Below are 10,562 nucleotides of genomic sequence, written 5' to 3'. Positions count from 1 at the left end.
AGGCCGACGTGCTGCGCCGGCGGTTCGGCCTCGGCGGCGCCGAGCCCGACACCTACGACGCGATCGCGCAGGATGCGGGGATGTCGCGCGAGCGTGTCCGGCAGATCGAGAAACGGGCGCTCGCCGCGCTGCGTACGGCCGCCGAAGCCGAGAACGCACAGTCGTTTCTCGACGCGTAAGCGCATCGCGCAACGCGCACGGTCGTGCCGCGTTCCGGCACGACCGTGCGCCGCGCGCCTGTGTTACGTTTGCCATTGACGCGCATCAAGTTTTCTTCATCGCGCGTCGCGACAATGGTTGACAGCCGACCGGCGCATCGTTCGCCGCGTCCATTCCGTTTGTGCTTTCCGGGTCCCTTGCCATGCAGTCGACCGTCAGCCAGACGTACGAGGAAAACCGGCCTGTCGCGGCCTGCCTGCGCGAGGCCGCGCAGTGGCTCGTCGACCAGGGCGCGAACCCGTACCGGGTGGCCGCGTACCGCGCCGCAGCCGATACGGTCGACGCGCTCGACCGCGACATCCGCGGCGTGTTCGACACCGGCGGCGTCGAGGCGCTCGGCGCGCTGCCCGACATCGGCGCGGGCGTCGCGCAGGCGATCGCCGAGCTGCTGGTGACGGGCCGCTGGCGCCAGCTCGACCGCTTGCGCGGTGACGCGGAACGCGCGTCGGCGTTCGAAGCGGTGCCGGGCATCGGCCACGCGCTCGCGCTGCGCATTCATGACGCGCTGCACATCGACACGCTGGAGGAGCTCGAACGCGCGGCGCGCAACGGCCAGCTCGAAACGATCGCGGGCGTCGGCCCGCGGCGCGCGGTCGGCATCCGCGCCGCGCTCGACGACGTGCTGAGCCGCCGCCGGCGCTGGCAAGGCCACATGCAAAGCGCCGGCCCCGGCACGGAACCGCCCGTCGAACTGCTGCTGTACATCGATCGCCAGTACCGCAACAAGGCGGCCGCGGGCGTGCTGCCGACGCTCGCGCACCGACGCCTGAACGCGGACGGTTACGTGCCGCCGCCGGTGATGCACATGACCAAGGGCGGCTGGCATTTCACGGCGCTGAGCCAGCACGCGGCCATGCGCACGCCGGAAGCCGATCGACCGACCGACTGGGTCTCGCTCTACTTCTACGACGCCGTGCAGTGCGAGCACCAGCGCACCGTCTTCACCGAAACGTACGGCGCGCTCGTCGGCAAGCGGATCGTGCGCGGGCGCGAGATGGAATGCCGCGTGTATTACGCGGGGTGAGTCCGGCGTAGGCGGCTTCGCTTAAATCGAAAGCCCCACTGACGGCTTCGCCTTTTCTCGACCCGGCACGTCAAGCCGATGGCGTCGCCACGTCGCCGCCTTCCTGCCGACCCGCTACCGCACCGCCCGCTTCGCGCCGGCCCGCCGGCTACGCACCTTCCCCCTTCGCCCGGCGCGCCGGATGACGATGTGCGGCAATGCGCAGCAGTTTCTGGAACGACGGACATTCGAGATGGTTCGCGGCCGGGCACACGGCCGCATGCCGCAGCGCATCGCGCACGGCGCCGAGACGGCGGATCGTGCGGTCGAGCTCGTCGGCCTTGCCGTCGAGTTTCGCGCGATCGATCGCGGGTCGCCCCTCCGCGCCGACCATCGCGAGGATGTCGTCGAGCGAGAAACCGGCCTCGCGGCCGAGCGCGATCAACGCCAGGCGCTCCAGCACCGCCTCGTCGTATTGCCGCCGCAGCCCATGCCGGCCAATCGGAACGATCAGCCCTTTTTCCTCGTAGTAACGCAGCGTCGATGCGGGCAGCCCCGTGCGCCGCGCAACGTCCGCAATGTCCAGTCGGCTCATGCTTGACCTCAAGTGAACTTGAAGTTGCAAGATAGTCGCTCGACTCCATGAAGACAAGCCCGGACCGCCATGAAACCGTTGAACCCGCGTCGTATTCCGTCGTGCCGCATCGCCATCGCCGTCCGTAGCGGAGGTGTGCGATGAGCCCATCCGACATCCTGCTCAAATTGCTGTTGATCGGCGCGGGCGCCACGCTGTTGATGGACCTATGGACGCTGTTCCGGCGGCAAGCGTTCGGGATTCCGTCGCTCGACTACGCACTGGTCGGCCGCTGGCTCGGCCACATGATGCACGGCCGGTTCCGGCATGCGTCGATCGTCGCCGCCGCACCCGTGCCCGGCGAACGCGCGCTCGGCTGGGTCGCGCATTACGCGATCGGCATCGCGTTCGCGGCACTACCCGTGCTGATCGCCGGCCCGGCATGGATCGATGCGCCGACGCCGCTTCCCGCACTCGTCGCCGGGCTCGCGAGCGTGGTCGCGCCGTTCTTCGTGATGCAGCCGGCGTTCGGCTTCGGCATCGCGGCGTCGCGCACGCCGCAGCCGGGTGTCGCGCGCCGGCGCAGCCTCGTCACGCATCTGTCGTACGGGGTGGGACTCTATCTTGCGGCGTACATGCTGGCGGCGCTGTCGCGTTAAGCAGCGCACCGGCATCCCCTCGGCCTCCTTCACCGTCCCCGTACACGCGGCCGGGATTCACCACGCATTCCCGTTGCCCGGTGCGCCCGGCCGGACACCCGCGTCACTCGCCGCCGCAGTCGATCAGGTTGCGGCGCACCCGCCCGAGCAGCCGCACCAGCGTATCGCGCTCGTCGGGCGTGAAGCCGCGCAGCCCGTCGTCGGCGACGGTATCGCCCACCTCCAGCATCTGCGGAAAGATCTCGCGCGACTTGTCGGTCAGCCGGATCACGAACGCGCGGCGGTCGTCGTCGTTCGCGATGCGTTCGATCCAGCCATAGCTTTCCATCCGGTCGAGCAGCCGCGTGAGCGAGATCGGCGTGATCTCGAGCCATTCGGCGAGCCGCGCCTGGTTCATCTCGCCCTTCCACGTGAGGTACGCGAGCACGCGGCTTTGCGCCCGCGTCAGCCCGATGCGCTTCGCGCGCCGGTCGAACAGGCGTCCGTTCAGACGGGCCACGTCGGCGATCAGGTAACCGATCCGGTTCTCGTAGGTCTTGTCCATGCGGCGATTATAGGGTCAAGCCGGAACCGGCCCGTGGCTCGCGACCCAGCGATAAGCGGCTATATAATAAGCATGCTTATAATTTACGCCATACCGGATCGCTGACCACGGCGGCCGCCCCACGGAGACACCGCTTGAACCCCGCCGCCGACGCCGCCGATACCCCCTCCTCGCCCGCCCTGAACCGGCCGATGCTGACCCTGTCGATCATGCTCGCCACGCTGATCCAGACCCTCGACAGCACCATCGCGAACGTCGCGCTGCCGCACATGCAGGGCACGCTGTCCGCGTCGCAGGACGAAATCACGTGGGTGCTGACCTCCTACATCGTCGCGGCGGCGATCGCGACGCCGCTCACCGGCTGGCTGTCCGACCGGCTCAGCGTGAAGCGGCTGCTGATCGTATCGATTGCGGGCTTCACGGTGGCGTCGGCGCTGTGCGGGCTGTCGGAGACGCTCGTGCAGATCGTCGGCGCGCGGCTGCTGCAGGGTGTGTTCGGCGCCGCACTGGTGCCGCTGTCGCAATCGATCCTGCTCGACATCAATCCGCGCGAGAAACAGGGCCAGGCAATGGCGATCTGGGGAATGGGCGTGATGGTCGGCCCCATTCTCGGCCCGACGCTCGGCGGCTGGCTCACCGACAGCTACAACTGGCGCTGGGTGTTCTTCATCAACGTGCCGATCGGCGCGTTCGCGCTCGCCGGCGTGATGACCTTCCTGCCGGCACGCGCGCCGCGTCCGCACGTGAAATTCGACGCGTTCGGCTTCGCGACGCTCGCGCTCGCGATCGGCGCGTTCCAGGCGATGCTCGATCGCGGCGAGCAGCTCGACTGGTTCGGTTCGTACGAGATCCGCATCGAGGCGCTCGTCGCGGCCCTGAGCTTCGCGTTCTTCCTCGCACACACGGCGACCGTCGGCAAGGCGTCGTTCTTCAAGTCGGAATTGCTGCGCGATCCGAATTTCGCGACGGGCACGCTGTTCATCTTCGTGGTCGGCGCGGTGCTGTATGCCACTCGCGCGCTGCTGCCGCCGATGCTGCAGAACCTGATGGGCTATCCGGTCGCGACGACGGGCCTCGTCACCGCGCCGAGCGGCGCCGGCACGATGATCGCGATGCTGTTCGTCGGGAGGCTGCTGAAATACGTGGATGCGCGGATGCTGCTGCTCGCCGGGCTGGCGATTTCCGCGCTCGCGCTGTGGCAGATGATGCAGTACACGATCGTGCTGTCCGAAGCGGACATCGTATGGCCCGGCGTGATCCAGGGCTTCGGCCTCGGGCTCGTGTTCGTGCCGCTGAGCGCGCTGTCGTTCTCGACGCTGCCGCCCGAGCTGCGCGCGGACGGCACGGCCACCTACAGCCTGATGCGCAACATCGGCAGCAGTATCGGCATCTCGATCGTGCAGACGCTGATGACGCGCAACACGCAGGTCGCGCATGCCGACCTCGCGACCCACATCACGCCGTTCGACCCGGCCGTGCAGGCGCTGGCCGGCAGCCGTGTCGACCTCGCGCTGCTCGACCGCACGATCAACCAGCAGGCCGCGATGATCGCGTACCTGAACGATTTCAAGCTGATGTTCGTCGCGACGCTGCTGATGATCCCGCTGTTGCTGCTGATCCGCCCGCCGCAGAAAACGGCGAGTGTCGACGTCGCGCATGCGGCGCTGGATTGACGGGCGCGCATGCGCCCGTCCGAGGCCGCGTCAGGCCTTCATCGTCCCGGTGCGCACGTAGCGTTCGTGCCACGACAGCGCCTCGGCGAGCAGGTGCGGCGTGTGCTTGCCGAAGCTGTCGCGCGACGCCCGCTCGAAGTAGTCCTCGAGCATCGGGCGATAGTCCGGGTGCGCGCAGGTCGCGATGATCTTGCGCGCGCGCTGCTTCGGCGACAGGCCGCGCAGGTCGGCCAGCCCCTGCTCGGTGACGACCACCGCGACATCGTGCTCGGTATGGTCGACGTGGCTCGCCATCGGCACGATCCGCGAGATCGCCCCGCCCTTCGCGGTGCTCGCCGACATGAAGCACGACAGGTAGCCGTTGCGCGCGAAGTCGCCCGAGCCGCCGATGCCGTTCTGGATCTTCGTGCCCATCACGTGCGTCGAGTTCACGTTGCCGTAGATGTCGGCTTCGATCATCCCGTTCATCGCGATGCAGCCGAGCCGGCGCACGAGCTCCGGATGGTTGCTGATCTCCTGCGGGCGCAGCACGATCTTCTCGCGGAACGTCGCGATTTCGTCGGCGAAACGCTGCACGGCGGCCGGGCTCAGCGACAGCGCGGTGGCCGACGCGAAGCTCAGCGTGCCGTCGTCGAGCAGGTCGAGCATGCCGTCCTGGATCACCTCGGTGTAGGCCGTCAGGTTCGAGAAGCCGGCCGAGCTGAGCTCCGCGAGCACCGCGTTCGTGATGTTGCCGACGCCCGACTGCAGCGGCAGCAGGTTTTCCGGCAGGCGGCCGCGCTTCACTTCGTGGCGCAGGAAATCGATCAGTTGCAGCGCGATCTGCTTGGACGTCGCATCCGGCGCGGAGAATGCATTGCTGCGATCGGGCGCGTCGGTCTCGACGATCGCGACGATCTTGTCGGCAGGACAGCGCAGGTACGGCTCGCCGATCCGGTCGTCGCTCTTCGTCAGCGGAATCGGCTTGCGGTGCGGCGGCAGCGCGGTGCCGTAATAGATGTCGTGCATCCCGTCGAGGCCGAGCGGCTGGCGCGCATTCACTTCGAGGATCACGTGCTTCGCGCGCTCCAGCCAGGTCTTGTTGTTGCCGATCGACGCGGACGGGATCAGCAGGCCGTCCTCGCGGATGCCCGCGACCTCGACGATCGCGACGTCGAGGTCGCCGTACAGCCCGAACCACGCGTATTGCGCGACGTGGCTCAGGTGGACGTCCTGGTAATCGACTTCGCCGCCGTTGATCTTGTCGCGCAACGTCGGGTCGGACTGGTACGGCAAGCGCATCGAGATGCCGTTGGTGCGGGCGAGCGCGCCGTCGAGTTCCGGTGCGGTCGACGCGCCCGTCAGTACGTTGATCCGGAAGTCCTCGCCGCGCGCGTGCGCCGCGTCGATATGGGCGGCCAGCGCGGCCGGCACGGCCTTCGGATAGCCCGACCCGGTGAAGCCGCTCATGGCGACGGTCATGCCGGGGCGGATCAGCGCGGCGGCTTCGTCGGCGGTGCGGACGAGCGAACGCAGGGCGGGAGCGAGGATGCGTGAAGAAGACATGGCTGGTTATCTGACGCTTGGGTCTGTCGTTGACGTCGCGGGGGGTGTCTCCTGAGCGACGCGAAGCCCTTGGGGCCGCGAGGGGCGGCCCGGCACCACGGGCACGGTCCGGAGTATCGCAGAGGCCATCGCTGCGAAATGTCCGCTGGATGCAAAAGATCCTTGCCGGATTTGCCGGGTATCGAACGACCGTTCTGTGACAGGCGATCCGCCCGCGCCGGGCGCACGCGAAAGGCACATGAAAGCATCGAGCGAATCGCCGGTTCGCGATCGCCGACCGGCGCGAAAAACCCGGTCGGATCGGCCTACGAGGCCCGTCCGGCCTTGACAGCCGCGCGATGCGGACCACACTGGAAGACGGGTCCGGCGGCCCGGTTGGCCGCCTCGTTCATAGGTGTGTTTTTGAACCGGCCGATGCCTGCAAGACGCGGTAACACTCCCGTATGTCAGGACATTGATCGAATAAAAAGCACCAAATTACAATTCCGTATATATTTCGCCGATGGACCAAAGAAAAACCGCCACACGACCCGAGCCGCCCCCGCCACGCACCTGGGATGCGCGGCTCGCGCGCTCGCTTGTCCGACCGCTCGTCGATACGCCGGTCACCCCGAATCACCTCACTACCCTTCGTCTGCTGATCGGCCTCGCCGGCGCCTGGTGCCTCGCGCACGGCGGTTTCGGCTGGAGCAATGCAGGCGCGTTCCTGATCGTGCTGTCGAACTTCGTCGACCACACCGACGGCGAGCTCGCGCGCATCAGCGGCAAGTCCAGCAAGATCGGTCATTTTTACGACCTCGCGGCGGATGCGCTCGTAACGGTCGCGCTGTTCGTCAGCATGGGCGTCGGCATCGTCGCGCAGGGCGGCCAGATGGCCGCGTCGCCGGTGCTGCTCGGCGCGGTGGCCGGCGCGGCCGTCGCACTGATTTTCTTCCTGCGCATGCGGATCGAGTCGATCGCCGGCAAGGCCGGCACCAAGCAGGCGTTCGCCGGCGGCTTCGAGACCGAAGACGTGCTGTACCTGCTGCCGATCGTGACGCTCGTGGACGGCGTCGAGCCGTTCCTGCTCGCGGCGTCGATCGGCGCCCCGCTGTTCGCCGCCTGGGTCGTGATCGACTGGTGGCGCATCGTGCGGCGCGGCAACCTTCCGCAGAACCCGGCCGCGCAGAACCCAACCGAAATCCAGGCTTCCAAATGACTCCTAGCACGCGCGACGATTCCGTGCTGAGCCCGGCACGCCCCGCGCCCGTGCGCGCGGCCGCGGCCGATCCCGACCGCACCGTGGCCGACTGCGTCGGCCAGCTCGACCTCGACCGCCTGCGCGGCGACTACACGCGCCAGGGCTCGTTCCTCTATCTCGACGCGTTCCTGCCGCCCGACGCGCACGCGAAGCTGGCGAACGCCGCCCGCGCGATGCAGGCCGGCCTGAACCGCAATTACCTGCCCGGCCACAAGCAGGGCGGCAGCGTGAGCCGCCATACGATCGACGAGCAGGCGCCGTACATCGCCGAGCTGTACCGCTCGAAGGCACTCATCTCCTTCCTCGAGAAGATCACCGGCGACAAGCTGATGCTGTCGCCGGCCGACGATCCGCACGCGTACGCGCTGTATTACTACACGAAGCCCGGCGACCACATCGGCTGGCACTACGACACGTCGTACTACGACGGCCGGCGCTACACGCTGCTGATCGGCGTGATCGACGAATCGTCGTGCCGGCTCGACTACGAGCTGCATACGCGCAACCCGGACGTCGCCGACGAACCGGGCTCCGTGCAGATCGCCGACGGCGGCATCGTGCTGTTCGACGGCGACAAGCTGCGCCACCGCATCACGCCGCTCGGCCAGAACGAGATGCGCGTGTCGCTCACGTTCGAATACGTGACGAACCCCGGCATGCGGCCGTGGAAGCGCTTCATCTCGAACATGAAGGACGCGATCGCGTATTTCGGTTTCCGCCAGGTGTTCAAGCAACTGGCGACGCGACGCACGAGCGGGTCATGACACGCGCGGGCCTCATCCTGCTGTCCCTCGGGACCGCACTCTTCATCGCACTGCTGGCCTGGCAGGGCGTCGGCGCGGTGGCGTCCACGTTCCTCGCGGCCGGCTGGGGCCTCGCGCTCGTCGCGGCGTTCCACGTCGTGCCGCTCGCGATCGACGCGGTCGCGATCTCCGTGATGTTCCGCCGCGGGCAGCCGGGCGCCGAACTCGGCAACGCGCTGCGCGCGCGCTGGGTCGGCGAATCGGTGAACAGCCTGCTGCCCGCCGGGCAGATCGGCGGCCCGGTGCTGATGGTGCGCCACCTCGCGCAGCGCGGCACGCGGATGGCCGACGCGGCCGCCGCCGTGACCGTCAGCACGACGATGCAGGCGCTCGCGCAGATGGCGTTCGCGCTGATCGGCATCGCCGCGTTCAGCCTGTATGCGACGCACGAGTCGGTCGCGTATCTGCGCACGCCCGCGCTGATCGCCACCGGCGTGCTCGGCGCGCTCGCCGTCGCGTTCTACGCGGCACAGCGGCGCGGGCTGTTCGGCCGCGGCCTGCGCCTCGCGTCGAAGCTGCTCGGCCCGCGCGACTGGTCGTCGCTGGCCACGCGCGCCGACGCGATCGACGACGCGGTCGGCGCGCTGTACCGCGATCGCGCGAAAGTCGCGAAGACCTTCGCGTTGAGTCTCGCGGGCTGGATCGTCGGCACCGCGGAAGTGTGGCTCGCGCTGCACTTCCTCGGGCACCCGGTGAGCTGGCTCGACGCGCTGCTGCTCGAAAGCGTCGGCCAGGCGATTCGTGGCGCAGCCTTCGCGATCCCGGGCTCGCTCGGCGCGCAGGAAGGCGGCTACCTGCTGCTCGCGCCGCTGGTCGGCTTGCCGCCCGACGCGGCGCTCGCGCTGTCGCTCGCGAAGCGCGCGCGCGAACTCGCGCTCGGCCTGCCCGGCCTGCTCTATCTGCATTTCAGTGAAAGAAACTGGCAGCGGCGCCGTGCGCCGCAGCCGCTCGCCGACTGATCGTTCAGATCGCCGGCTTTTTGGTTGGAGAACCCATGCGAGCCATCATTCTTGCGGCAGGCCTCGGCTTGCGCCTGCAACAACCGCCCGAGGCGCAGTTCCCGAAGTGCCTGCTGCGCTTCGACGACGTGTCGCTGCTCGAGCGCCATCTGCGTGTGCTCGACGCCGCGGGCGTCGATGAAATCGTGCTCGGGCTCGGCTTCCAGCACGAGAAGGTCGAGCAGGAACTGAAGCGCCTCGGCCGCACCGCCGAGATCGTGATCAACGAGCGCTACGACCTCGGCAGCGTGCTGACCGTGCATACCGTCGCCGATGCGATGACGCGCGGCGGCGACGTGCTGCTGATGGACGCGGACGTGCTGTACGACGAGAACATCCTGCACGCGCTGGTGGCCGATGCCGACAAGACGGTCGACCGCCTGCTGATCGACCGCGACTTCGAGGCCGGCGACGAACCCGTCAAGCTGTGCCTGAAGAACGGCGTGCCGGTCGAGCTGCGCAAGCAGCTCGCGGTCGACCTCGACTACGACACGATCGGCGAATCGGTCGGCTTCTTCCGCTTCACCGAAGGCACCGCGCGCCGCCTCGCGACCCTCGTCGCGGGCTACGTCGACAGCGGCCGCGCGAACATGCCGCACGAGGAAGCCGTGCGCGACCTGCTGCTCGAAGGCGGCCATTCGTTCGACGTCGCCGACGTCACCGGCTTGCCGTGGATCGAGATCGATTTCCCGAACGACGTCGCACGCGCGACGCAAGACATTCTTCCCCTGATTCAACGCACCACCGCCGGAGCCGCACGATGAACGCACGCGAACCCAACTTCACCGAATCACGCAGCGCGCGCCTGCGCCGCATGCTCGTCAGCAGCGATCTCGAATTCCTGATGGAAGCGCACAACGGCCTGTCCGCGCGGATCGTCCGCGAGGCCGGCTTCAAGGGTATCTGGGCGTCGGGCCTCGCGATCTCCGCGCAGTTCGGCGTGCGCGACAACAACGAAGCGAGCTGGACGCAAGTCGTCGACGTGCTCGAATTCATGGCTGACGCGAGCGACCTGCCGATCCTGCTCGACGGCGACACCGGCTACGGCAACTTCAACAACGTGCGCCGCCTCGTGAAGAAGCTCGAACAGCGCGGCATCGCGGGCGTGTGCATCGAGGACAAGCAGTTCCCGAAGACGAACAGCTTCATCGGCGGCGAGCGCCAGCCGCTCGCGGAAATCGACGAGTTCTGCGGCAAGATCAAGGCCGGCAAGGATTCGCAGACCGATCCCGACTTCTCGATCGTCGCGCGCGTCGAGGCGCTGATCGCGGGCTGGGGGATGGACGAGGCGCTGCGCCGCGCGA

12 protein-coding genes are annotated in these 10,562 nt (G+C 68.2%); 9 read left to right on the top strand and 3 right to left on the bottom strand.

Annotated features, from left to right (window positions below; translation table 11 throughout):
- Both JMF90_RS09680 and JMF90_RS09675 read left to right on the top strand, forming a co-directional pair.
- The coding region (locus tag JMF90_RS09680; protein WP_268905943.1) for a sigma factor-like helix-turn-helix DNA-binding protein at positions 1 to 179 on the top strand (179 nt) is incomplete at its 5' end.
- Positions 180 to 361: 182 nt separating this feature from the next.
- Positions 362 to 1,243 (top strand): helix-hairpin-helix domain-containing protein, encoded by an 882-nt coding sequence (locus JMF90_RS09675; protein WP_011547933.1) that lies wholly within the window; start codon positions 362 to 364, stop codon positions 1,241 to 1,243.
- 148 nt (positions 1,244 to 1,391) lie between these two features.
- Here JMF90_RS09675 and JMF90_RS09670 read toward each other — a convergent pair whose 3' ends face one another.
- Complete coding sequence (locus JMF90_RS09670) at positions 1,392 to 1,817, bottom strand: helix-turn-helix domain-containing protein (RefSeq protein WP_011547934.1); 426 nt, start codon at positions 1,815 to 1,817, stop codon at positions 1,392 to 1,394.
- Positions 1,818 to 1,957: 140 nt separating this feature from the next.
- On the opposite strand from JMF90_RS09670, the gene JMF90_RS09665 reads away from it, so the two are divergent.
- The gene (locus JMF90_RS09665) at positions 1,958 to 2,455 is read left to right on the top strand and encodes a DUF2938 domain-containing protein (protein ID WP_011547935.1); all 498 of its coding nucleotides are present in this window, start codon (positions 1,958 to 1,960) and stop codon (positions 2,453 to 2,455) included.
- A 103-nt stretch (positions 2,456 to 2,558) separates the two neighbouring features.
- Here JMF90_RS09665 and JMF90_RS09660 read toward each other — a convergent pair whose 3' ends face one another.
- On the bottom strand, positions 2,559 to 2,999 hold the full coding sequence (locus JMF90_RS09660) for a MarR family winged helix-turn-helix transcriptional regulator (RefSeq protein WP_011547936.1): 441 nt from the start codon (positions 2,997 to 2,999) through the stop codon (positions 2,559 to 2,561).
- Positions 3,000 to 3,133: 134 nt separating this feature from the next.
- Here JMF90_RS09660 and JMF90_RS09655 point away from each other — a divergent pair, with 134 nt between their 5' ends.
- Positions 3,134 to 4,672, top strand: a complete 1,539-nt coding sequence (locus JMF90_RS09655) for a DHA2 family efflux MFS transporter permease subunit (protein WP_011694708.1) — start codon at positions 3,134 to 3,136, stop codon at positions 4,670 to 4,672.
- 30 nt (positions 4,673 to 4,702) lie between these two features.
- On the opposite strand, the gene JMF90_RS09650 is transcribed toward JMF90_RS09655, so the two are convergent.
- Positions 4,703 to 6,217 (bottom strand): acetyl-CoA hydrolase/transferase family protein, encoded by a 1,515-nt coding sequence (locus JMF90_RS09650; RefSeq protein ID WP_011547938.1) that lies wholly within the window; start codon positions 6,215 to 6,217, stop codon positions 4,703 to 4,705.
- A gap of 502 nt (positions 6,218 to 6,719) precedes the next feature.
- On the opposite strand from JMF90_RS09650, the gene JMF90_RS09645 reads away from it, so the two are divergent.
- The 5 genes from JMF90_RS09645 to JMF90_RS09625 form a co-directional block, all read left to right on the top strand.
- Positions 6,720 to 7,415 carry a CDP-alcohol phosphatidyltransferase family protein gene (locus JMF90_RS09645; protein WP_011547939.1) on the top strand — a complete coding sequence of 232 codons (696 nt, stop codon included), beginning with the start codon at positions 6,720 to 6,722 and terminating at the stop codon, positions 7,413 to 7,415.
- Positions 7,412 to 8,221: a 2OG-Fe(II) oxygenase gene (locus JMF90_RS09640; protein WP_011694707.1), complete on the top strand. Its 810-nt coding sequence runs from the start codon at positions 7,412 to 7,414 to the stop codon at positions 8,219 to 8,221. Before JMF90_RS09645 ends, JMF90_RS09640 begins: the two co-directional genes overlap by 4 nt.
- Positions 8,218 to 9,219, top strand: coding sequence for an HpnL family protein (locus tag JMF90_RS09635; protein WP_011694706.1), 1,002 nt, complete (start codon positions 8,218 to 8,220; stop codon positions 9,217 to 9,219). Before JMF90_RS09640 ends, JMF90_RS09635 begins: the two co-directional genes overlap by 4 nt.
- A gap of 35 nt (positions 9,220 to 9,254) precedes the next feature.
- Complete coding sequence (locus tag JMF90_RS09630; RefSeq protein WP_011547942.1) at positions 9,255 to 10,022, top strand: NTP transferase domain-containing protein; 768 nt, start codon at positions 9,255 to 9,257, stop codon at positions 10,020 to 10,022.
- Positions 10,019 to 10,562, top strand: a 544-nt coding sequence (locus JMF90_RS09625) for an isocitrate lyase/phosphoenolpyruvate mutase family protein (protein ID WP_201325068.1), incomplete at its 3' end; no start/stop codon positions are given. The genes JMF90_RS09630 and JMF90_RS09625, both read left to right, overlap by 4 nt.

This window comes from Burkholderia sp. E168m23 (assembly GCF_016586125.1).
GTDB classification, from domain to species: Bacteria; Pseudomonadota; Gammaproteobacteria; order Burkholderiales; family Burkholderiaceae; genus Burkholderia; species Burkholderia orbicola.
The sequence above is the reverse complement of the archived record's forward strand: the minus strand, read 5'-3'. Positions and strand labels throughout refer to the sequence as shown.